Annotated in this window: 20 protein-coding genes; 6 read left to right on the plus strand and 14 right to left on the minus strand. The window is 59.9% G+C overall.

What is annotated here, in order from left to right; all coding sequences use genetic code 11:
• Positions 1–94: 94 nt before the first annotated feature.
• From GM154_RS06150 to GM154_RS06160, 3 genes are all read right to left on the minus strand, one after another.
• Positions 95–1,498: an aminoacyl-tRNA deacylase and HDOD domain-containing protein gene (locus GM154_RS06150; RefSeq protein ID WP_010796438.1), complete on the minus strand. Its 1,404-nt coding sequence runs from the start codon at positions 1,496–1,498 to the stop codon at positions 95–97.
• 85 nt (positions 1,499–1,583) lie between these two features.
• Positions 1,584–3,659, minus strand: a complete 2,076-nt coding sequence (gene recG, locus GM154_RS06155; RefSeq protein ID WP_219651386.1) for an ATP-dependent DNA helicase RecG — start codon at positions 3,657–3,659, stop codon at positions 1,584–1,586.
• Positions 3,656–4,591, minus strand: coding sequence for a hydrogen peroxide-inducible genes activator (locus tag GM154_RS06160; RefSeq protein ID WP_074821121.1), 936 nt, complete (start codon positions 4,589–4,591; stop codon positions 3,656–3,658). Before GM154_RS06160 ends, recG begins: the two co-directional genes overlap by 4 nt.
• Before the next feature lie 275 nt (positions 4,592–4,866).
• On the opposite strand from GM154_RS06160, the gene GM154_RS06165 reads away from it, so the two are divergent.
• Positions 4,867–5,721 carry an NAD-dependent epimerase/dehydratase family protein gene (locus tag GM154_RS06165; RefSeq protein WP_219651388.1) on the plus strand — a complete coding sequence of 285 codons (855 nt, stop codon included), beginning with the start codon at positions 4,867–4,869 and terminating at the stop codon, positions 5,719–5,721.
• Between the two features lie 39 nt (positions 5,722–5,760).
• Here GM154_RS06165 and GM154_RS06170 read toward each other — a convergent pair whose 3' ends face one another.
• The 5 genes from GM154_RS06170 to GM154_RS06190 form a co-directional block, all read right to left on the minus strand.
• Positions 5,761–6,141 carry a RidA family protein gene (locus GM154_RS06170; RefSeq protein WP_010796442.1) on the minus strand — a complete coding sequence of 127 codons (381 nt, stop codon included), beginning with the start codon at positions 6,139–6,141 and terminating at the stop codon, positions 5,761–5,763.
• Positions 6,142–6,226: 85 nt separating this feature from the next.
• Entirely contained in the window at positions 6,227–8,341 is a 2,115-nt protein-coding gene (gene spoT, locus GM154_RS06175) for a bifunctional GTP diphosphokinase/guanosine-3',5'-bis pyrophosphate 3'-pyrophosphohydrolase (protein ID WP_219651390.1), read from the minus strand.
• Positions 8,342–8,391: 50 nt separating this feature from the next.
• Positions 8,392–8,664: a DNA-directed RNA polymerase subunit omega gene (gene rpoZ, locus GM154_RS06180; RefSeq protein WP_010796444.1), complete on the minus strand. Its 273-nt coding sequence runs from the start codon at positions 8,662–8,664 to the stop codon at positions 8,392–8,394.
• An 86-nt stretch (positions 8,665–8,750) separates the two neighbouring features.
• A complete protein-coding gene (gene gmk / locus GM154_RS06185) occupies positions 8,751–9,380 on the minus strand; it encodes a guanylate kinase (protein WP_219651392.1) in 630 nt (209 codons plus the stop codon).
• A 10-nt stretch (positions 9,381–9,390) separates the two neighbouring features.
• Positions 9,391–10,254 carry a YicC/YloC family endoribonuclease gene (locus tag GM154_RS06190; protein WP_150348324.1) on the minus strand — a complete coding sequence of 288 codons (864 nt, stop codon included), beginning with the start codon at positions 10,252–10,254 and terminating at the stop codon, positions 9,391–9,393.
• A gap of 189 nt (positions 10,255–10,443) precedes the next feature.
• Here GM154_RS06190 and rph point away from each other — a divergent pair, with 189 nt between their 5' ends.
• Both rph and GM154_RS06200 read left to right on the plus strand, forming a co-directional pair.
• Positions 10,444–11,163 carry a ribonuclease PH gene (gene rph / locus GM154_RS06195; protein WP_010796447.1) on the plus strand — a complete coding sequence of 240 codons (720 nt, stop codon included), beginning with the start codon at positions 10,444–10,446 and terminating at the stop codon, positions 11,161–11,163.
• A gap of 14 nt (positions 11,164–11,177) precedes the next feature.
• Complete coding sequence (locus GM154_RS06200; protein ID WP_010796448.1) at positions 11,178–11,540, plus strand: DUF4870 domain-containing protein; 363 nt, start codon at positions 11,178–11,180, stop codon at positions 11,538–11,540.
• A gap of 57 nt (positions 11,541–11,597) precedes the next feature.
• Here GM154_RS06200 and GM154_RS06205 read toward each other — a convergent pair whose 3' ends face one another.
• Complete coding sequence (locus GM154_RS06205) at positions 11,598–12,377, minus strand: exodeoxyribonuclease III (protein WP_037029885.1); 780 nt, start codon at positions 12,375–12,377, stop codon at positions 11,598–11,600.
• A gap of 82 nt (positions 12,378–12,459) precedes the next feature.
• On the opposite strand from GM154_RS06205, the gene pyrE reads away from it, so the two are divergent.
• A complete protein-coding gene (pyrE, locus tag GM154_RS06210) occupies positions 12,460–13,101 on the plus strand; it encodes an orotate phosphoribosyltransferase (RefSeq protein WP_122041140.1) in 642 nt (213 codons plus the stop codon).
• 24 nt (positions 13,102–13,125) lie between these two features.
• Positions 13,126–13,725, plus strand: a complete 600-nt coding sequence (locus GM154_RS06215) for a DUF4124 domain-containing protein (RefSeq protein WP_372238879.1) — start codon at positions 13,126–13,128, stop codon at positions 13,723–13,725.
• Positions 13,726–13,766: 41 nt separating this feature from the next.
• Here the strand turns inward: GM154_RS06215 and argB are convergent, their stop codons facing one another.
• From argB to coaBC, 4 genes are all read right to left on the minus strand, one after another.
• A complete protein-coding gene (argB, locus tag GM154_RS06220) occupies positions 13,767–14,669 on the minus strand; it encodes an acetylglutamate kinase (protein WP_010796452.1) in 903 nt (300 codons plus the stop codon).
• A gap of 65 nt (positions 14,670–14,734) precedes the next feature.
• Positions 14,735–16,129, minus strand: coding sequence for a phosphomannomutase/phosphoglucomutase (gene algC / locus GM154_RS25895; RefSeq protein ID WP_216822593.1), 1,395 nt, complete (start codon positions 16,127–16,129; stop codon positions 14,735–14,737).
• 1,193 nt (positions 16,130–17,322) lie between these two features.
• Entirely contained in the window at positions 17,323–17,778 is a 456-nt protein-coding gene (gene dut / locus GM154_RS06230) for a dUTP diphosphatase (RefSeq protein ID WP_197872415.1), read from the minus strand.
• The gene (gene coaBC / locus GM154_RS06235) at positions 17,771–18,991 is read right to left on the minus strand and encodes a bifunctional phosphopantothenoylcysteine decarboxylase/phosphopantothenate--cysteine ligase CoaBC (protein WP_010796455.1); all 1,221 of its coding nucleotides are present in this window, start codon (positions 18,989–18,991) and stop codon (positions 17,771–17,773) included. Before coaBC ends, dut begins: the two co-directional genes overlap by 8 nt.
• A 176-nt stretch (positions 18,992–19,167) precedes the next feature.
• Between coaBC and radC the strand changes: the two genes are divergently transcribed.
• The gene (radC, locus tag GM154_RS06240) at positions 19,168–19,842 is read left to right on the plus strand and encodes a DNA repair protein RadC (RefSeq protein ID WP_010796456.1); all 675 of its coding nucleotides are present in this window, start codon (positions 19,168–19,170) and stop codon (positions 19,840–19,842) included.
• 50 nt (positions 19,843–19,892) lie between these two features.
• Here the strand turns inward: radC and GM154_RS06245 are convergent, their stop codons facing one another.
• On the minus strand, positions 19,893–21,470 hold the full coding sequence (locus GM154_RS06245) for an ABC transporter substrate-binding protein (RefSeq protein WP_219651394.1): 1,578 nt from the start codon (positions 21,468–21,470) through the stop codon (positions 19,893–19,895).
• Between the last annotated feature and the right edge of the window lie 61 nt (positions 21,471–21,531).

Here is a 21,531-nt window from a genome sequence, read left to right on the forward strand (position 1 = left end):
AGCCTGACCCTTATTTCTGTCGGCAAGCAAGCGAGGGGTGAAGTTCCTCAGGCTGGACGACTGTTCATGAAGAAAGCCGTCTAGCCTGCAGTTTTTACTGAGGCAGTTGAGACGCCAGTTCGCGCAGGGCCGCTTCGGCACCCATGATGCGGCTCAGGCATTCCTGCGCCTTTTCAGGAGTCAGCCCCAGGCGCTCATACAGCTCAGGCGGAATGGGACGTGCCGGGCCGCTGCCAATGCCTTCAGCGCGCAGCAGTTGCACGGCCATGAAGGTCAGGTTGGCATAGATGGCGTTGGGTCCGTCATAGGCCGGATAGGCCTGGAAGCGAAGCGCGGCTACCAGTTCTTCCGGCATTTCCCAGTTACGCATCAGCCAGGCGCCGATCTGCTCACGGGTGATGCCGATCAGGTGGCGCTCAATCAGGCTGCTGTCCAGATGCGGGTTGGCTTCCACGTGACGGCAGATCAGTGAGAAATGCGGCGGGAATACATGAGCCAGCACCAGATAGCCAAAGTTATGTAACAGTCCGCACAGGTAGGCAATGCCCATCTCAGGACGAACCTTGCGTGGCATGGCGCGCGCCAGCCCTTCGATGACGGCGGCGGTAAAGATAGACTGCTTCCAGTACGGCGTTGCGCTTTGCGGCTTGTCCTTGGGCAATGTGATCGTCTTGCCCAATGTCAGGCCCAGCGCCAGGTTGATGACCAGGTCGAAACCCAGAACCCGAACGATTGCATCTTCCACGGAGCGAATCTTGCCGGGCGCCGCGTAATACGGAGAAGACGCCCAGCTGATGACCTGGGCGGCTAGCGCCGGGTCGGTTTCCACCACACCGGCCAGATCATCGACCGTCGCTTCGGGATTGACGCGCAGCTTGATGATTTTCTCAGCTGTCTTGGACAGCGGCGGGATTTCCAGCGTCTCATCGAGGCGCTGCTTGATACGGCGGGCCGTGAAATGCGTGACGGCGCGGGTGATTTCCGCATCGTCCGCTTCCGGGCGCGTCTGATTGGGCTGAATGTCCAGCAGCGGCTCGCCGAAACGGCCCGGGTTGGCCTCAGCCAGCAAGCGACGGAAATCATCCACGGAGACTTCCAGCAAGACATCTTCCTCGCCAGACTCCAACAGCAGGTTGGGTTCCTTGAGCAGGCGTTCGTCATACAGGCAGGGCGAACTACTCAACGTAGGCAGGCCCGGCAGCACCTTGAGTTCGTGCTTGTGCAGCGCCTGGGACAGCCGTTCAGGCTTCATGACGGTCAGCGTGCGGCCGGTTAATTCCGACAGACGGTTAAGGTCGAGCAGCTGGTTCTGCGGAAACAGAACCATCAGAACCCCAGTCGAGTCATCCAGCAGGACGGCCTGTACGCGTTGGGCATTGGAAGAGAGGCCCATCGTGGAATTCACTTCACGATAGGACACCCCCAGCTTATCCAGCATCTCCTTGATGGGCGCTGGTGCATGAGGGGTTGGCTCGGAGGTGTGGGCTACGTCAGTCATGGTATTTCCGCTAGGCCAGATGTAGCCAGTATAACTACCTCGCGCCGCACTGGAATGCCTCTGACCAAAGGTCGCAAACTTTTATTTAGACCTGACCGTATTGCTGACCATGGCGTAGCCAACGTTCCAACAGTGGACTGACATGGGCGGGCCATTTTGCCAGCAGTTCCTGAGCGGCATCCCGTACCGCCGGGAGCAGATCGGCATCGCGCATCAGATCAGCGACCTTGAATTGCAGGAGACCGGTTTGCCGGGTACCCAGCATTTCACCCGGGCCACGCAATTCCAGATCCCGTTCGGCAATCACGAAGCCGTCGTTCGTCTCCCGCATGATCGCCAGCCGTTCACGGCCAATATGCGACAGCGGAGGATGGAACAGCAGCACACAGTGGCTGACCGCACTGCCCCGCCCTACCCGGCCGCGCAACTGGTGCAACTGGGCAAGGCCCAGCCGCTCGGGGTTCTCGATGATCATGAGGCTCGCGTTGGGTACGTCCACGCCAACCTCGATCACTGTGGTGGCTACCAGCAGCTGCAACTCGCCCGCCTTGAACTGCGCCATGATCTCGGCTTTCTCGGCGGGCTTCATCCGGCCATGGATCAGGCCGACCCGCAGCTCGCCCAGGGCCAGCGACAATTCCTCGAAGGTGGTTTCCGCGGCCTGACAGGTCAGCTCCTCGGATTCTTCGATCAGCGTGCACACCCAATAGGCCTGTCGGCCTTCCAGGCAGGCGGCGCGCACACGCTCCACGACTTCTTCGCGACGGGTATCGGTAATGGTGACGGTATTGACCGGCGTGCGGCCAGGGGGCAACTCGTCCAGCACCGAGGTATCCAGATCCGCATAGGCGCTCATGGCTAGTGTGCGCGGAATGGGCGTCGCGGTCATGATGAGCTGATGGGGGCTCAGGCGCCCTTCTACACCTTTCTGCCTCAAGGCCAGCCGCTGTTGGACACCGAAGCGGTGCTGCTCATCAATGATGACAAGGGCCAGCCGCGCAAAGTGGACTTCACTTTGAAAAAGAGCATGCGTGCCGACAACCATGGGCGTTCCGGCCGCAATGCGCTCCAGTGACGCGGCGCGCGCCCTGCCCTTGAGCTTGCCAGCCAGCCAGGCAACCTCCAGCCCCAGAGGCTCGAACCAGCGTTGAAAATTCAGGTAGTGCTGCTCGGCCAGGATTTCTGTCGGCGCCATCAGGGCGACCTGATACCCAGCCTCAATGGCCTGCAGTGCAGCCATGGCCGCGACCACGGTCTTGCCTGCCCCTACGTCACCCTGTACCAGACGCAGCATGGGTTCATGCTGGGCCAGATCATGGGCAATTTCTGCACCGACCCGCTGCTGGGCGCCGGTAGGCTTGAAGCCCAGGTTGGCCAGGTATTGTTTGGGTAGTTTTTTAGCAGGTGGCAATGGCGGTGCCTGCTGCGCGCGCATGGTTTCACGCAGGCGTTGCAGGGAGAGCTGATGGGTCAACAGCTCCTCGAAAACCAGCCGGCGCTGTGCCCAATGATGACCTATTGCCAGCTCCTCAACATCGGCGTCCGGCGGCGGACGGTGGAGATAGCGCAGGGCCTCGGCCAGAGGACCAAGCTTGTACTGTTTTGCCATTTCCGGCGGCAGCCAGTCTGGCAGGCTATGCGGCCCCAGTCGCTCCAGTGCCTGTTCGGTCAACTGCCGCAGGCGCAGCTGGGTCAGCCCTTCGGTGGTCGGATAGATCGGCGTCAGTGTCTGTTCGACAGGCGCTGGCGCGTCATCCTTCAGGGCCCGGTATTCCGGATGATAGATTTCAAGCCCCGATGCGCCGGGCCTTACTTCACCGTAACAGCGCAGGTGCGTGCCACGCTTCATGCCATCCTTCTGGGCCTGGCTGAAATGAAAGAAGCGCAGGCTCAATGTGCCACTGCCGTCCTGCAGGCGAACCAGCAGGCTGCGGCGGCGACCCATGATGACATCAGCGGTGGCTACGACGCCTTCTACAACAGCGTCTTGCCCAGGGCGCAAGGCCCCGATCGGGACGACCCGGGTACGGTCCTGGTAGCGCAAAGGCAGATGGAACAGGACGTCCTGCAGATTCTCGAGCCCTACCCTGGCCAACTTCTCTGCCATGGCCGCGCCGATGCCTTTCAGCGCGGTGACCGGGATCGCAGACAGTTCGGTCATGCCGGTTGTACGACTCCTGCCGCTTCAGGTCGGGCCACGGAGCACAGGCGTACCGAGTCGGCCAGCACCTCGATGGCGCGTGGACGCGGGAAGCTGGCTCGCCAGGCAATGGCGACCGTACGATAAGGCACCGGCGCGGTGAACGGGCGAACCTCGATCACGCCCGGTGCATAATGGTGACTTTCCACTGCCGAGAACGGCAGGACAGACACGCCTAGCCCGGAGGCCACCATGTGGCGGATGGTTTCCAGCGACGAGGACTCGACCTGGGTATGCTTGGCTTCGTCCCCATGCTTGCGCACCGTCGGACAGGCCTCAAGCACCTGATCGCGGAAGCAGTGCCCTTCACCCAGCAGCAACAGGCTCTTGTCGCTGAGCTGGGAGTTGTCGATCGACTTGAGCTCCGTCCAGGGATGGCGTGCCGGCATCATGACGTAGAAGGGCTCGTCATAGAGGGGCTTGGTCAGAACGTCCGGCTCGCTGAACGGCAACGCGATGATGATGGCGTCGAGTTCACCGGTGCGCAGCTTGTCCCGCAGGACGTGCGTGAAATTCTCTTCGATATACAGCGGCATTTCCGGCGCCACACGGTTCAGCTGGGGAACCAGGTGGGGAAACAGATAAGGGCCAATCGTATAGATGGCGCCGATCTTCAGCGGAGCGCTGAGCTGGTTCTTGCCCGCCTGGGCCAGCTCGCGGATACCCTGGGCCTGTTCCAGCACCTTCTGGGCCTGGGCCACAATGCTTTCACCCGTGGGGGTCAGGCGAACCGCACTCTTGCTGCGTTCAAAGATCAGGATGCCCAATTCGTCCTCAAGCTTTTTCACTCCGACCGACAGAGTCGGCTGGCTGACATGGCAACGTTCGGCGGCACGGCCGAAATGCTGCTCTTGGGCAAGAGTCACGATATAGCGCAGTTCAGTGAGGGTCATGATTGAATCAATCCTTAGAGCCTTTCCATACACAGCGGCGCACGAGGCTCGGCGAGGTGTCAGGCAAGGCGCCATTCCGAAATGACGGCGACGCTTGAAGGTCGTCCGTTCCGAGTCGTTCGCCAGACGGGTCAGCTAATGACCAATTAACAAATACTATCACCTGCAAGCATAACGGCTGCTCTTTTTTGAACCAAGCTGTGTTGCAAGGCTTGAGGCTTAAAACGTGACTCGGCAAGCTACTCCATTCGATCGCTATTGATGCAGGTATTCCTATGTCCGTCTCCCCTCGTGTTCTGATTGCCGGCTGTGGCGACGTTGGCAGCCGCCTGGGTATACGCCTGCAGGCGGCTGGCTGGACGGTGCATGGGCTGCGCCGCTCGGTGGAACAGCTGCCCAGCGTTATTCTACCGGTCGCAGGCGATCTGACCGCCGCGGAGGCGCCAGCGCAATGGCCGACCGAGCCGCTGGATTATGTCGTATACGCCGCTGCGGCGACGCAGCACGATGAGGTCGGTTACCGCACTGCCTACATCGAGGGCCTTCAGCATGTGCTGGCGTGGCTTGAACAGCACCAGCAAACGCCGCGTCGGCTGGTCTTTATTTCCAGCTCTGGCGTATACGGGCAGAAAAACGGCGAGTGGGTGGACGAGACCTCAGCGACCGAGCCCGAAGGTTATTCCGGAAAGATCCTGCTGGAGGCCGAGCAGGTGGCACAGGCAAGCGGCCTGCCTGCTACAGCTGTACGCTTGAGCGGTATTTACGGCCCTGGTCGCGAATGGCTGCTCAATCAGGTTCGCCAGGGGTATCGCGCCGCCAGTGAGCCACCGCTGTATGGCAATCGTATTCACGTTGACGATGCTGCCGCGCTGCTCGCTCATCTGTTGAGTGCAGATCAACAGGGCGTTGCGCTGGAGTCTGTTTACCTGGGGGTGGATGATGAGCCCGCTCCGCTCCACGATGTCGTCATGTGGTTGCGTGAGCAACTGGGCGTTACCCATTGGGCGGAGGAATCTGCCGTACGCCGGGCCGGTAGCAAGCGCTGCCGCAATACGCGCGCCCGTGAATTAGGATGGACGCCGCAATACCCCAGCTTTCGCGAAGGCTATTCCGCTATCCTGAATGTCTAGGACAAGCAGGCGCAGCCGTGGAGCTGCGCCCTGTCGTGCTTATTCCAGAACCAGGATACCGTCCATTTCAACCTGGGCACCCTTGGGCAGCGCTGCTACGCCAATGGCAGCACGCGCCGGATAGGGCTGCTGGAAGTAACGACCCATGATCTCGTTCACCTTGGCAAAGTGACTGAGGTCAGTCAGGAAGATGTTCAGCTTGGCGATATCGGCCAGCGAACCGCCTGCGGCTTCCGCAACGGCTTTCAGGTTCTCGAATACCTGTACGGTCTGCGCCTCGAAGCCTTCTACCAGCTCCATGGTCTTGGGATCCAGCGGGATCTGCCCGGACAGGTAAACCGTATTCCCGACCTTGATCGCCTGGGAGTAGGTGCCGATGGCGGCCGGTGCATTCTCGGTATGGATCACGGTCTTGCTCATGGAGTCGCTCCTTTATCCAGATGACAAAAAGCCTGTCGATAGAACCGACAGGCTAGCAGGCATCAGGGACAGGTGGAAAGGCTCGTTAACTGCGAACGCGTGTGATGCTGGCGACGCCGGAAAGCGTACGCAGTTTTCGAATGACCCGAGCCAGGTGCACACGGTCATGCACGCTGACCACCAGCTGAACCACGCTGATGCGGCCGTCGCGCTCGTTCATGCTGATCTTTTCAACGTTGGCATCCACTGCCGTTACGCTGGTCGCCAGCATGGCGATCAGGCCGCGCTGATGCTCCAGTTGAACGCGTAGCTCTACATTGAATTCACCAACCACATCCTTTGCCCAGGTGAGCGGGATGCATTTCTCGGGATTCTGGCGAATCTCGGCGATGTTCTTGCAGGTGTCCAGATGGACGACCATACCCTTGCCCGCCGACAGGTGCCCAACGATCGGGTCGCCTGGAATCGGCGTACAGCACTTGGCATAGCTGAGGACCAGCCCTTCGGTACCCCGAATCGCGAGCGGGCCTTCGGTCTGCGCCTTATCTTCCTGGCTTTCGGCATCGGCCGATACCAGGCGACGGGCGACCACGTAGGCCATCTGGTTGCCCAGGCCGATCTCTTCCAGCAGGTCTTCGAGTACCACTACCTTGTATTCCGCCAAGACCGGCAGGATACGCGGCAGGGAAATCCTGGAGAGCTGGGTATTGAAGTTGGCCAGCGCCTTATTGAGCAGACGCTCGCCCAGGCTGATCGATTCGGATCGGCGCTGCTGCTTGAGTGCATGGCGGATATTTGTCCGCGCTTTGCCGGTCACGACAAAATTCAGCCAGGCCGGATTGGGCCGTGTGCCAGGTGCCGTGATGATCTCTACCGTCTCGCCACTGTTGAGCGGCTGTGACAGCGGTGCCAGACGGCGGTTGATGCGGCAGGCAATGCAGCTGTTGCCCACATCGGTGTGTACCGCATAAGCAAAGTCGACCGGCGTGGAGCCCTTGGGCAGCTCCATGATCCGACCTTTTGGCGTGAAGACATAGACCTCGTCCGGGAACAGGTCAATCTTCACGTTCTCGATAAATTCAAGGGAGTTGCCGGCGCGTTGCTGGAGTTCAAGGATGCCCTTTACCCACTGGCGAGCACGGGCGTGGGAGCCCTTTGGCTCCTCTTCACCTGACTTGTAGAGCCAGTGCGCTGCAATGCCGTTGTTAGCCATGTCTTCCATTTCGCGGGTGCGAATCTGGATTTCAATCGGTACGCCATGCATCCCGAACAGGGTCGTATGCAGGGATTGGTACCCGTTGGCCTTGGGAATGGCGATGTAATCTTTGAAGCGGCCCGGAATCGGCTTGTACAGGCTGTGCACCGCGCCCAGGACGCGGTAGCAGGTGTCGACCTTGTCGACGATGAGGCGGAAGGCATAGACGTCCATGATTTCATTGAACGACTTACGCTTGCCCCGCATCTTCTGGTAGATGCTGTAGAGGTGCTTTTCGCGACCGATCACCTCGCCCGGCAGCCCTTCACGCTGCAGACAGCTGGTCAGCGACTCCTGGATCTTGCTGACGATCTCGCGGCGATTGCCCCGGGCGGCCTTGACTGCACGCCGGATACGCTCGGCGCGCATGGGATGCATGGCCCGAAAACCCAGATCCTCGAACTCGGCATACATATTGTGCATGCCCAGCCGGTTGGCGATCGGTGCATAGATTTCCAGGGTTTCCTTGGCGATGCGGCGGCTCTTGTCCGGCGGCATGGCATCAAGGGTGCGCATGTTATGCAGCCGGTCGGCCAGCTTGACCAGAATGACGCGAATGTCACGCGCCATGGCCATGGCCATTTTCTGGAAGTTTTCCGCCTGAGCCTCGGCCTTGGTCTCGAATTGCATCTGGGTCAGTTTGCTGACCCCGTCCACCAGCTCGGCCACAGTTTCGCCGAACTGCGCCATGAGCGCCTCTTTGGCAATGCCGGTATCCTCGATGACGTCGTGCAGCATGGCGGCCATCAGGCTCTGATGGTCCATGTGCATATCGGCCAGGATATTGGCGACCGCAAGCGGGTGGGTCACGTAGGGCTCGCCGCTGCGGCGGCGCTGCCCATCGTGAGCTTGCTCGGCGTAGTAATAGGCGCGGCGGACCAGGTTGACCTGATCAGGGCCCAAATAGGACGCGAGCCGTTCGGAGAACGTGTCTATGGCTGGCATGGATGGCTTATCTCCTGCCGGCCCACGTGACGGCTCGTCGGTCCGGCATCTTACAGCGCCTCGCTATCGGCCTCGTTGTTTTCTTCGAAAGCAGCGAACAGCGGCTCTTCTTCAACGATATCTTCCTGACGAACCACTTCGTCATCGACCAGGCCTTCAGCGATTTCACGCAGGGCCACTACGGTCGGCTTGTCATTATCCCACGGTACTTTGGGTTCTTTGCCGCCGGTTGCGAGCTGACGCGAGCGCTTGGTGGCGAGCATGACCAGTTCGAAACGGTTATCGACGTTATCCAGGCAGTCTTCAACGGTGACGCGGGCCATGGTGTTCCTCGGTGGTAATGTGATCCCGAAGCGGGAGGACTGTGTAGTCTAAAAAATCGGCAGTGCTAAGGGAAGTGCCGTTTGGCTCATGACCGCTGGATCAGGAGCTTTTCGAGCAATTCGTTGTGTCGGCGTTGCTGGCGGTCCAGACGCAGTTGCCTGGCTCGGAAGACGGACTTCAAATCTTCCAGTGCCGAGGCGAAGTCATCATTGATAATCAGGTAGTCATATTCGACATAGTGGCTCATCTCGCTGACCGCTTCGTGCATGCGTCGCTCGATCACCTCCTGGCTATCCTGCCCGCGGTTGTTCAGTCGCTGGCGCAGGGCTTCCTGGCTGGGCGGCAGGATAAAGATGGACTGAGCATGAGGCATCTTGCGACGCACCTGTTGGGCACCCTGCCAATCGATCTCGAGGATCAGGTCGTGACCTTCGGCGAGGGTCTGCTCCAGCTGGCGTTGGGACGTACCGTAGTAGTTGCCGAACACTTCGGCATGCTCCAGGAAGTCGCCATGCTCCAGCAGGCCCTGAAAGGTCGAGATATCCACGAAGTGATAGTTGACCCCGTCGACCTCGCCCGGGCGCATGGCGCGCGTGGTGTGGGAGACGGATACACGGACTTCAGGCAGGGCATCGAGCAGGGCCTTGACCAGGCTGGTCTTGCCTGCACCCGAAGGCGCCGAAACGATGTAAAGGGTGCCAGGGAGGGCTGTCATAGTGAATGGCCTATTCGATGTTCTGCACTTGTTCGCGCATTTGTTCTATCAATACTTTGAGATTGACCGCCGCCTGGGTGGAACGCGGGTCAAAGGCTTTTGAGCCTAGGGTGTTGGCTTCGCGGTTGAGTTCCTGCATGAGGAAGTCCAGGCGACGGCCGGCGGCGCCTCCAGCCTTGAGCACACGGCTCACCTCGCCTACGTGCGTTGTCAGACGGTCCAGCTCTTCTGCCACGTCGCTTTTCTGGGCCAGCATAACCAGCTCCTGTTCGAGCCGCTGTGGATCGGCCTCAAGGCTTAGCTCGGCAAAGCGGTCGAGAATCTTCTGGCGCTGGGCGGCGAGCATCTCGGGAATCAGCTCACGAAGCGCGGCCACTTCGACCAGAATGGCCTGCAGGCGCTCCTCGATCAGGCGGGCCAGCTCCGCTCCCTCACGGTTGCGGCCGGCCTTGAGTTCATCCAGTGCGGCTGCAAACAGGGCTTTTGCCTCGGCATTCAGGGCCTGTGGGTCGGCGCTCTGGGAGATCAGTACACCCGGCCAGCTCAGGACGGTCATCGGATCGATCAGGGCGGGCTGTTGGATCATCGACGCCAGGCGTTCGGCTGCTGCAATCAGCTGGCCGGCGCGCTGTTCATCAATCTGTAGGCTGGGTGCGGCATTCTCTTCGCTGAAGCGCAGGGTGCATTCCACCTTGCCACGTGACAGACCCTGGCGCAGTGCCTCGCGGACACTGCTTTCAAGGTCGCGAAACGCTTCAGGCAAACGCAGGTGCGGCTCCAGATAGCGATGATTGACCGAGCGCAACTCCCAGCTCAGCGTACCGTACACACCCGCGCGTTCAACGCGGGCGAAGGCCGTCATGCTATGCACCATGGAATGTCCTCGCTTAAGCAGTGCGGGAATACCCGGCAACGATCACGGAAGCGTTTTCGCTGCAGAGCGGTCCGCAAAAAAGAGGTAAGTCTACCCCAGCCTGACGGTGGGCCCAACGTAGTGATGTCGCATGATCCTCTATGGGGCCTATAATGACGACCAGTTTTCTCCTGCAACAGGTATCCCTACATGAATCGTCCGAGTGGTCGCGCTGCCGACCAGTTACGCGAGATCCGCATCACCCGTCACTACACCAAGCATGCCGAAGGTTCGGTTCTGGTGGAGTTCGGTGACACCAAAGTGATCTGCACGGTCAGCGTCGAGGCCGGAGTGCCACGCTTCCTGAAGGGCAAGGGTCAAGGTTGGCTGACGGCCGAATACGGCATGCTGCCACGTGCGACCGGCGAACGTACCCAGCGTGAAGCCTCCCGTGGCAAGCAGGGTGGCCGTACCCTGGAAATCCAGCGCCTGATCGGCCGCTCGCTGCGTGCGGCGGTAGATCTGACCAAGCTGGGCGAGAACACCCTGTACATCGACTGCGACGTGATCCAGGCCGATGGCGGTACCCGTACGGCCTCTGTGACCGGAGCCTGTGTGGCGCTGGTCGATGCGCTGGCGGCGCTCAAGAAGCGTAGCGGGCTCAAGGGCAACCCGCTCAAGCAGATGGTTGCAGCCGTCTCTGTGGGTATCTATCAGGGCGCACCGGTACTGGATCTGGACTATCTTGAAGATTCCACTGCCGAGACCGATCTGAATGTGATCATGACCGATGCTGGCGGCTTCATCGAAGTCCAGGGCACGGCGGAAGGTGCACCCTTCCAGCCTGAAGAGTTCAACGCCATGCTGGCGCTGGCTCAGAAAGGCATCAAGGATCTGTTCGAGATACAAAAGGCCGCCTTGGCCGAATGACCTGACGAGGGCGTATGAACGAACTACAGCAAGTCCCCAGTGCAGATGCACGCCGTTGGGCCATGCTCTGCCATTATTCGGCGTTTCTGTGGTTCGTGGCGCCCATGATCGGCAATGTCATCGGACCGCTCGTCGTGTGGCAGTTCAAGCGGGAGGCTGATCCATTCATTGATGATCAGGGCAAGGAAGCACTCAACTTCCAGCTCACCATCACGGTGGCCACCCTGCTCTGCTGGCTGCTCGCCTGGGTACTGATCGGGTTTCCCCTGATGGTTCTCGTAGGCGTGTGGGCTTTTGTGCTGACCGTTATCGCGGGCCTCAAGGCCAACAAGGGCCGCCCTTACCGGTATCCCTTCTGCTGGCGACCGGTGGACTGAGCGTCAGACAATAAAAAACCGGCCCTGGGCCGGTTTTTTATTTATTACCAACAACTCTCAGATGCTGAGCGCCCAATCGTAATCGATCATCAGCGGAGCATGCTGTGAGAAGCGCGGCTGCCGAGGCAGACGTGCCGAACGCACGAAACGGCGCAGACCCGGTGTCAGGATCTGATAGTCGAAGCGCCAGCCAAGGTTCAGGTGCTCGGCCTGCTCACTGTCCGGCCACCAGCTGAACTGGTCGCCATCACGGCTGATCTCGCGCAGGGCATCCACATAGCCCATGTTGCCAATCACTTCGTCCATCCAGGCCCGCTCAGGTGCCAGGAAGCCTGGCATCTGCTGGCATTCACGCCAGTTTTTCACATCGATCTTCTGATGTGCGACGTAGAGCGAACCGCAATAGATGTACTCGCGGCGCTTGCGGCGCTGCTTGTTCAGGTAATTGGTGAAGTCGTCCATGAACTTGAACTTGTGGTTCAGTTCATCATCACCGCCCATGCCGGAAGGCAAAAGCAGTGTGGCAATACTCACCTTGTCAAAATCAGCTTGCAGGTAGCGTCCGTAACGATCTGCAGTCTCAAAACCCAGGCCGCTGATGACCGCTTTGGGCTGGAGCTTGCTATACAGCGCAACACCGCCCTGGCTGGGTACCTCGGCGTCGCAGGCATAGAGGAAGTAGCCATCCAGTTGGTAGGCAGGATCTTCCAGATCGAAGGCGGAGGCGCGGGTGTCCTGCAAGCAGATCACGTCGGCATTCTGGCCTTGAAGCCAATTGAGCAACCCTCGCTCAACGGCAGCCTGAATACCATTCACGTTCATACTAATGATCCGCATAAATGGCCCCCAAAAAATCGTGGATGTATGATACCCGAGCTCAAACGCTTTAGCTAAATTCATGCCGCCCGGGATTTTCGTAATGCAGGCGTATCAACGCAATTTCATTCGTTTTGCTATCGAGCGCGGAGTTCTGCGCTTCGGTGAATTCACATTGAAGTCCGGACGTGTTAGTCCGTATTTCTTCAATGCCGGTTTGTTCAACAGCGGAAACGCCTTGGCTCAGCTAGGACGTTTCTACGCCGCTGCGGTCACAGACTCAGGCCTTAATTTCGACGTATTGTTCGGTCCGGCCTATAAAGGGATTCCGCTGGCTGCCGCTACAGCCGTTGCGCTGGCCGAAGAACATGGTCGTGACCTGCCTTGGTGCTTCAACCGAAAAGAGGCCAAGGATCACGGTGAAGGCGGCATGTTGGTGGGGGCTCCGCTGGCGGGTCGCGTCCTGATTATCGACGATGTCATCACGGCCGGTACTGCAATCCGCGAGGTCATGCAGATCATCCAGGCACAAGGCGCCACGCCTGCTGGCGTATTGATTGCATTGAATCGTCAGGAGCGTGGTAAAGGCGAGTTGTCGGCCATTCAAGAGGTCGAGCGGGACTTTGGAATGCCGGTCGTCAGTATCGTGGCCCTGGATCAGGTACTGGAGTATCTGGCCGGTGACACTGAGCTGAAGCAGCATCTGCCGGCTGTTGAAGCCTACCGCGCGAATTACGGTATCTGAACTGACGCATGAGGCGAGATGGCGGTGGCGAGAAGAAAAAAGGCGGTGCTTGGGAGCGCCCTGATTTTACTGACAAGTAGTGTTCTGGCTGCTGAGTCCACCCCCATCCAGCTGTATCGCTATGTGGATCGCAACGGTGTGACCGTAATCGATCGGCAGGGCGTGCCGGCCGAATATGCAGGCAAGGGATACGATATTCTCAACGAGCAGGGGCGCGTCATGAAGGTCGTGCCCCCTGCCCCGCCTGCTGAAGAAATTCTCCGACGGGCGGCAGCCAAGCAGCAGGCCCAGGCGGACGCAAATCTCCTCAGGCTGTACAGCAGTGTGGCGGATGTCGACCGCGCCAAGGTGCGTAAACTGAACGAGCTGGACGGCTTGGCGGCCGTCAAGCGCGGGAATCTTCAGGCACTCAACCAGCAGCGCGACACGCTCATGAGCCAGGCGGCCAGTTATCAGCGTGGTGGTCAGGCTGTGCCGGACGATCTGCTTCAGCGGATCGAGGCGCTCAAGGGGGAAGAGCATCGCCTGCAGAGCGAGCTGGACCGGTATATCAAGGATCGCCAGACGGCAGAGGCTAACTTCAATACGGATCGCGCCCGGATCGTACAGCTTCTGGGTGAGTAAGCGATTCCACTGAAAACGGGGCCTGAGCCCCGTTTTTATGCTTACAGCTGCTGATTGGTAATCAATGTGCCCACACCGATATCGGTGAAGATCTCCAGCAGTACAGCATTAGGGACGCGGCCATCAATAATGTGGGCGCTTTGTACTCCGCCCTGTACCGCTTCCAAGGCACAGCGAATCTTGGGCAGCATGCCCCCGTAAATGGTGCCGTCGGCAATCAGGCCGTTTACCTGCTCAGTGGTTAATCCGGTCAGAACCTGCCCTTCTTTGTCCATCAAACCGGCGATATTTGTGAGAAGCATCAACTTTTCAGCCTTGAGGGCTTCGGCTACCTTCCCTGCCACCAGGTCCGCGTTGATGTTGTAGGATTCCCCGTTTGCGCCCACGCCAATGGGTGCAATGACGGGAATGAAATCGCCCGATACCAGCATATTCAGAAGTTCGGTGTTTACACCGCTGACCTCCCCGACCTGACCGATATCGATGATTTCCGGCTTGGTCATTTCCGGTGTCTGACGGCTAACAGTAAGCTTGGTCGCTCGAATCAGGTTGGCATCCTTGCCGGTCAGGCCAATGGCACGACCGCCATGACGGTTGATCAGATTGACGATGTCCTTGTTCACCTGACCGCCCAGCACCATTTCCACGACGTCCATGGTCTGGCTGTCGGTGACACGCATGCCGTCGATGAAATTACTTTCGATGCTCAGGCGCTTGAGCAGATCACCGATCTGGGGGCCGCCACCATGCACCACGACCGGGTTGATCCCCACGGCCTTCATCAACACGATGTCTCGGGCGAAGCCGGCCTTGAGCTCATCGCTTTCCATGGCGTTGCCGCCGTACTTGATTACCAGCGTCTTGCCGACGAAACGGCGAATATAGGGCAGCGCTTCGGAAAGCACTTGGGCGACATGCGAGGCATCATCGCGGCTCAGGGTCATGGCGTACTCCTCAGGTCGATAAAAATAAAGGGCGCCTGGGCGCCCTTTATTCTGCGGTTCGAATGTTAGAACGGCAGGTTCAGGTCAGGCTGAACGGCAAGCAGCTGCTTGCGGAAGACATCCTTGATACGGTCCAGCTCTTCTTGGGTTTCAGCCTCGAAGCGCAGCACCAGTACCGGCGTGGTGTTGGACGCACGGACCAGACCCCAGCCTTCTTGATAGTCGACACGCACGCCGTCCAATGTGGTGATCTGTGCGTCACCCCACTTGGCATCGCGCTGCAGGGCATCGATGATGCCGAACTTGCCTTCTTCGGTCACCTGGATATTGATCTCGGGTGTAGAGATATCCACCGGGAAGGTATCAAATACTTGCTGGGCGGTGCCCTTCTCCTGGCTCAGGATCTCGAGCAGACGCACGGCGCTGTAGATGCCATCGTCAAAGCCATACCAGCGCTCTTTGAAGAACACATGACCGCTCATCTCGCCCGCCAGCAGAGCACCGGTTTCCTTCATCTTCTTCTTGATGAGGGAGTGACCGGTTTTCCACATGATCGGACGACCGCCGTAGCCGGCAATCAGGTTGTTCAGGCGGCGGGTGCACTTAACGTCAAAGATGATATCGGCGCCCGGGTTGCGGGATACCACATCCTTGGCGAACAGCATCAGCAGCTGGTCGGGATAAATGATGTTGCCTTCGTTGGTCACGACGCCTACGCGGTCGCCGTCGCCATCAAAGGCCAGACCCAGGTCGGCGCCGGTTTCCTTGACCTTGGCAATCAGGTCTTCCAGGTTCTCGGGCTTGCCCGGATCCGGATGGTGGTTCGGGAAGTTGCCGTCAACGTCGCAGAACAGCGGAATAACGGTGCAGCCCAGGGCTTCGATCAGCTGGGGTGCAACCACACCGGCCACACCGTTGCCGCAGTCGACCACGACTTTCAGCTTCTTGGCCAGGACGATGTCGTTCTTGATCTGGTCGAAATAACGCTCCAGGACGTCGATCTTCTCAACGGTGCCCTGGCCGGTTGCAACGTCGCCGGTCTCGATGCGCTCGCGCAGGCGCTGAATGCTTTCGTTGGCCAGGGTCTCGCCGGCGATCACGATCTTGAAACCGTTGTAATCCGGCGGATTGTGGCTACCTGTGAGCATCACACCGGACTTGCCAGCCAGAACGTTGGCTGCGTAGTACAGGACGGGTGTAGGCACCATGCCGATGTCGCTGACGGTTGCGCCGGTATCAGCGATCCCCTTGATCAGCTGCTCGACCAGTTCCGGGCCGGACAGACGGCCATCACGGCCTACGGCCACGTTGGGCTCGTTACGGGCCAGACTTTCGGAGCCGATGGCGCGACCGATCCAGTACGCGGTTTCCGGCGTCAGGGAGTCGCCCACTACGCCACGGATGTCGTAGGCGCGGAAAATGCTGGTATTGAGTTTCGGGGCTTGAACGGTGTTGCTCATTAGGGGTTTCTCCAATCCCAGGAGATCCTGGTCTTCGTCGAGGATATCGATATCAAGTATGTCGTCACTGCTTGGAAACATCGGGTCTGTATACGACGCGCTGCCTTGCTTGGCCAATGCCGTTACGGTCGCCTCTACAGGCGCCGTGACCGAAGCGGCTGCTTCGGTGGATTTCGGCGGTGGCCCGACCAGTGCCTGTGTCAGGGGTTCGAGTTGTGAGAACCGCAAAACAGGCCGTTGGGCCACAAGACCGCTAACAAGTTCCTGATGAAAACGGGAGAGACTGCACACATCGTCAACGAGACGCCGTTGCAGGATCCTGCGGAGCAGCAAAAGCCCGGCCCCGGCCCCGGCCAGTGACAGGATGAGCGCCGCTGGCAGCGTCCATAGCGGCCAGCCGGCACTGAACGAGGTGGCCGGTATTACTTCCAGCGTCCAGAGAGGGTTATTGGTCTTGAAGGTATGCGTATCGGCAGTAACCGGTATGCCGCCCTCTGCCAACCGTTGAGGCGCAGCCTGGTTGAAGCGCTGGGTCAGCTGCCAGTGGCCCGCCTCGATGGGCATGCCTGTCAGGCCGCTTAGCAAGACGCGCAGGTCCTGTACCAGCAGGACGGTGCCAACGACCCGGCTGTCGCTTGCAGTAACGGGGGCTGCGGTATAAACCAGCCATTTCTGGCCGACCCGGTAGGCTTCTGATCCGGCAGGCTGCCCTGAGCTGACACGACGTGCCAGATCCAGAGCGGCGAAGTTCAAGGGCCCCGGCCTTGTCTCGTTGGGCTGGCTGGTGTTCTGACGAACCAGATGGGCATCGATCAGGCCGCCGTGCTGAAGAATCTGCTCAGCTGATGAGCGCAAGTCCTCGTTGGACTGGGTCAGTGCCTGGACCACCATGGGCTCGGCAGCAGTCATGCGGGCGCGATTTTCCAGCTGGCTCAGCGCCTGGCTCACAGCGGCGGCCTGCCCTTGTCCCCAGGCCTGGGTCAATTGTGTCTGGGAGTCCCGCTGCAGCGGCTCGATGGCGAGACCCCACAGCAGGCCCAATCCCAGGAGGGAGCCCGCCAGGGCAGGTAGAAGACCGGGTAGCAGAGAGACGTTCTTGTTCTTTTCTTGAGCGGGGCCTTTGGGCGTGGCCTTGCGCTTGGTGTTTTTCAATGCAGCACCTCGTTTCTGTCCCTGGGAGGCAGGCTCGGCGGTCAGCGGGTACCGGAGTGTCCGAAACCACCTGCGCCTCGCTCGGTTTGCTCGAACTCGTCCACCAGTTTGAAATGCGCCTGAACGACCGGTACCAGCATGAGCTGGGCGATGCGTTCACCCACAGTAATGGTGAACGTGGTTTGACCACGGTTCCAGCATGAGACCATCAGTTCGCCCTGATAGTCCGAGTCGATCAGACCAACCAGATTGCCCAGCACGATGCCGTGCTTATGGCCCAGGCCCGAGCGCGGCAGAACAAGCGCCGCCAGGCCCGGATCGGCAATGTAGATGGACAGGCCGGTTGGAATCAGAACCGTCTGGCCCGGCTCCAGGGTTATGTCGTCCTTGAGCATGGCACGTAAGTCGAGCCCGGCAGAGCCGGACGTTGCGTAGGCTGGCAACGGAAAATCAGTACCGAGGCGGGGATCGAGAATCTTGGCTTGAAGGTTATGCATGAGTCTGGGTTTGTCTGAGTCGGTTGGCGATAAAGTCGATCAGCTGGCGGGCGATCTTGCCCTTGCTGGTCTGGGCGAAGCGGGTTTCGTGCAGGTCGCGGTCAATGACGCTGACGGCATTGTCTTCGCTGTTGAAGCCAATGGCCGGGTTGGCTACGTCGTTGGCGACGATGAGGTCGAGATTCTTGTCCACCAGCTTGCGCGAGGCGTAGTCGAGCAGGTGCTCCGTCTCGGCGGCAAAACCTACGCTGAACGGCCGATCCGGGCGGCGCGCCAGGGTGGCCAGAATATCTGGGTTGCGCACCATCTGAAGCAGCATGCCCTCGCCGCTGGCGGGATCTTTCTTGAGCTTGTGTGGCGCGACGACTTCTGGGCGAAAGTCAGCCACGGCGGCTGCGGCGATCAACACATCACATGGCATGGCCGCCTCACAGGCGGCCAGCATGTCGCGGGCACTGACGACATCCACACGGCTGACGCGATCAGGCGTCGGCAGGTGGACGGGGCCCGTCACCAGGGTGACGCGAGCCCCTGCTTCCACGGCCGCCTCGGCCAGGGCAAAGCCCATTTTCCCAGAGCTGTGATTGGTGATGTAGCGCACCGGGTCGATGTTTTCCTGCGTGGGGCCTGCAGTGATCAGCATGTGCTGACCCGTCAGGCTCTGCCGGGCGAAACAGTCAGCGGCAAGTTGCGCCAGATCATCCGGTTCGAGCATGCGACCCATGCCCACATCTCCGCAGGCCTGGCTGCCCGAGGCGGGGCCGAAGAGCTTAAAGCCACGGCTTTTCAGCAGTTCGGTGTTGGCCAGGGTCGCCGGGTCCCGCCACATGGCCTGGTTCATGGCCGGGGCCAGCGCCACGGGTGCATCGGTCGCCAGCACGACCGTGGTCAGCAGGTCATTGGCGATGCCCTGGCTCAGGCGGGCCATCAGATCGGCTGTAGCCGGCGCGATCAGGACGAGATCCGCCCAGCGGGCCAGCTCGATATGTCCCATTGCCGCTTCGGCTGCCGGATCGAGCAGATCAAGATGCACCGGGTGGCCCGATAGGGCCTGAAGGGTCAGAGGAGTGATGAATTCACGGCCGCCCTGAGTCATGACGACCCGGACTTCCGCGCCACAGGTGCGCAAGCGACGCACCAGCTCGGCACTCTTGTATGCGGCGATTCCGCCGCCGACGCCAAGCACGATGCGTTTACGATAAAGCCGTTGCATGAGCCTGCCTTATGTTGAGCCTGACTGGCCCGGAGGCCGGTTACAGGAGCTTTTTATGACGGATATCGCGTCTGTACGAACGGCGGTCGATAAGCCGTTCGCCAGGCAAAAAGTGCGGCTAAGATAGCACAGCGCCCGCCATGGAGTAGCGGGCCGATATCGACAAGGAGCGTTCGATGAGTATTCGCGACTGGCCCGCCAACGAGCGGCCCCGTGAGAAGTTGCTGGAGCAGGGCGCGGCTGCCCTGACCGATGCCGAGCTGCTGGCTATCTTTCTGCGTACCGGTGTGACCGGAAAGAGCGCGGTAGACCTGGCGCGCCACCTGTTGCAGGAATTCGGCAGCCTGCGGGCGCTTCTGGAGGCTGATCTGCCCTCGTTCAGCGCGCATTTGGGACTGGGGCCGGCCAAGTTCACCCAGCTGCAGGCCGTTCTGGAAATGGGCCGCCGCCACTTGGCAGAGCGTCTGCGGCGTGATTCCGCGCTAGAAAGTCCGCAAGCCGTCAAGGACTACCTGAAGGCCCGCCTGCGTCATGAGCCCCATGAGATCTTCGGCTGCCTGTTCCTGGACGCCAAACACCGTGTTCTGGCGTTCGAAGCGCTGTTTCACGGCACCATCGATGGCGCTAGCGTCTACCCACGACAAGTCGTTAAGCGCGCCCTGGCCCATAACGCGGCAGCCCTGATCCTCACCCATAACCACCCTTCTGGCATCGCGGAACCCAGCCAGTCGGATCGCATTCTCACCCAGCGGCTCAAGGAAGCGCTTTCGCTGATCGATGTGCGGGTGCTTGATCACTTCATCGTGGGCGAAGGCGAGCCATTGTCCATGGCTGAATATGGTTGGCTGTAAAAGTATTGGGGCGACAGGCTATTGCATGACGCAAGCCTGCCGCCCTCGCCTCATCGATTGACGCTGACCTTGGAGAAGTCCTGGCGACCGAAGGGGTTGGCCTGATAACCCTCTACACCCTGGCGGGTCAGAACCGAGACGGTAGGATGAGCCAGCGGTAGCCACAAGGCCTGATCGTGAATGATCTGCTGAGCCGTATGATAACGCTTGGTGCGTTCCGCCTGATTGGATACTGCCTTGCCCTCGCGTATGGCCGTGTCGAGCGTCTGATCGCAATAACGGGCGAAGTTAAGGCCGGATTTGACCGAAGCACAGGAGAACTGCGGTGTCAGGTAGTTATCCGGATCGCCGTTATCGCCTGCCCAACCCATGAACAGGAGGTCGTGCTCGCCATTTTTGGCGCGGCGGATCAGCTCACCCCATTCAATCACGCGGATGTCTGCTTTGACGCCAATCTTGGCCAGGTCCGCCTGCAGCATCTGGGCGCCCAGGCTGGGATTGGGGTTCAACAGGCTGCCGCTGGGGCGCGTCCAGATGGTGGTACTGAAACCCTCTTTCTGCCCTGCATCGGCCAGTAGCGCCTTGGCTTTTTCCGGATCGTAGGCATACGGCGTGATGTCCTTGGCATAGCCCCAGGTAGTGGGTGGGTAGATGCCGCCAGCCGGAGTGGCGCTGTTTTCAAATACAGCCTTCACATAGTTCTTCTTGTCGAACGCCAGGTTGATGGCCTGCCGGACCTTGGGATTATCAAGGGGAGCATGCTGGGTATTGATCCCTACGAACGCGGTCATAAATGCTGGCGTCTGGACAACCTTCAGGGTCGAATCCTTCTGAGCATCGGTGACATCCTGCGGTTTGGGCGAGAGTGCAACCTGACACTCGCCACGCTTGAGACGCTGCATGCGCACAGCGGCATCGGGCGTGATGGCATAGATCAGGTTATCGACCTTGGGCTTGCCGCCAAAATAATTGGCATTGGCCTCATAACGGATGGCTGCATCTTTCTGAAAGCGGTGAAACACAAACGGGCCGGTGCCGATGGGCTCGCTGTTGAGCTGTTCGGGCTTGCCTGCCTTGAGCAGCTGATCGGCGTACTCGGCGGAATAGATCGAGGCGAACCCCATGCTCAGCGTGGGCAGGAATGTGGCATCCGGACGGTTCAGGACGATACGCACCTGATGGTCGCCAACCTTTTCCACTGACTTGATCAGGTCAGGCCACTGCATGGATTGCGCGTGGGGATAGCCACTCTTGGCGACCCCATGCCAGGGATGCTTGGAGACGAGCATACGCTCGAAGCTGAACACCACATCGTCCGCATTGAGGTCCCGACTGGGCTTGAAGTAGTCGGTCTGGTGAAATTTCACATCCGGGCGCAGCGTGAAATCATAGGTTAGACCGTCCTGGGAGACCTGCCACCGCTCGGCAAGGCTCGGGACCAGCTCTCCACGCGTCGGATCGAACTCCACCAGTCGGTTCATCAACACATCTGCTGAAGCATTCGTCGTGGTCAGCGAGTTATACTGCACCACATCAAAGCCGTCGGGGCTTGCTTCGGTACAGACGCTCAATGTGGCGGCCTGGGCCAGCAGCGGCGCGAACAGCAGTGGCAAAGCGGCAAAGCGCATGGGGTGCTCCTTTTGAATAGGTAGGTGGCCGTCCATGGAGCTCATGGTGCCAAGGGTCTAC

The sequence above is a fragment of the Pseudomonas sp. MAG002Y genome (assembly GCF_019400845.1).
Classification (GTDB): domain Bacteria; phylum Pseudomonadota; class Gammaproteobacteria; order Pseudomonadales; family Pseudomonadaceae; genus Chryseomonas; species Chryseomonas luteola.

Coding starts and splice junctions, on each gene's coding strand:
- GM154_RS06150 (WP_010796438.1), bottom strand. CDS start 1,498: ATGACTGACGTAGCCCACACCTCCGAGCCAACCCCTCATGCACCAGCG.
- recG (WP_219651386.1), bottom strand. CDS start 3,659: ATGACCGAACTGTCTGCGATCCCGGTCACCGCGCTGAAAGGCATCGGC.
- GM154_RS06160 (WP_074821121.1), bottom strand. CDS start 4,591: ATGACCCTCACTGAACTGCGCTATATCGTGACTCTTGCCCAAGAGCAG.
- GM154_RS06165 (WP_219651388.1), top strand. CDS start 4,867: ATGTCCGTCTCCCCTCGTGTTCTGATTGCCGGCTGTGGCGACGTTGGC.
- GM154_RS06170 (WP_010796442.1), bottom strand. CDS start 6,141: ATGAGCAAGACCGTGATCCATACCGAGAATGCACCGGCCGCCATCGGC.
- spoT (WP_219651390.1), bottom strand. CDS start 8,341: ATGCCAGCCATAGACACGTTCTCCGAACGGCTCGCGTCCTATTTGGGC.
- rpoZ (WP_010796444.1), bottom strand. CDS start 8,664: ATGGCCCGCGTCACCGTTGAAGACTGCCTGGATAACGTCGATAACCGT.
- gmk (WP_219651392.1), bottom strand. CDS start 9,380: ATGACAGCCCTCCCTGGCACCCTTTACATCGTTTCGGCGCCTTCGGGT.
- GM154_RS06190 (WP_150348324.1), bottom strand. CDS start 10,254: ATGGTGCATAGCATGACGGCCTTCGCCCGCGTTGAACGCGCGGGTGTG.
- rph (WP_010796447.1), top strand. CDS start 10,444: ATGAATCGTCCGAGTGGTCGCGCTGCCGACCAGTTACGCGAGATCCGC.
- GM154_RS06200 (WP_010796448.1), top strand. CDS start 11,178: ATGAACGAACTACAGCAAGTCCCCAGTGCAGATGCACGCCGTTGGGCC.
- GM154_RS06205 (WP_037029885.1), bottom strand. CDS start 12,377: ATGCGGATCATTAGTATGAACGTGAATGGTATTCAGGCTGCCGTTGAG.
- pyrE (WP_122041140.1), top strand. CDS start 12,460: ATGCAGGCGTATCAACGCAATTTCATTCGTTTTGCTATCGAGCGCGGA.
- argB (WP_010796452.1), bottom strand. CDS start 14,669: ATGACCCTGAGCCGCGATGATGCCTCGCATGTCGCCCAAGTGCTTTCC.
- algC (WP_216822593.1), bottom strand. CDS start 16,129: ATGAGCAACACCGTTCAAGCCCCGAAACTCAATACCAGCATTTTCCGC.
- dut (WP_197872415.1), bottom strand. CDS start 17,778: ATGCATAACCTTCAAGCCAAGATTCTCGATCCCCGCCTCGGTACTGAT.
- coaBC (WP_010796455.1), bottom strand. CDS start 18,991: ATGCAACGGCTTTATCGTAAACGCATCGTGCTTGGCGTCGGCGGCGGA.
- radC (WP_010796456.1), top strand. CDS start 19,168: ATGAGTATTCGCGACTGGCCCGCCAACGAGCGGCCCCGTGAGAAGTTG.
- GM154_RS06245 (WP_219651394.1), bottom strand. CDS start 21,470: ATGCGCTTTGCCGCTTTGCCACTGCTGTTCGCGCCGCTGCTGGCCCAG.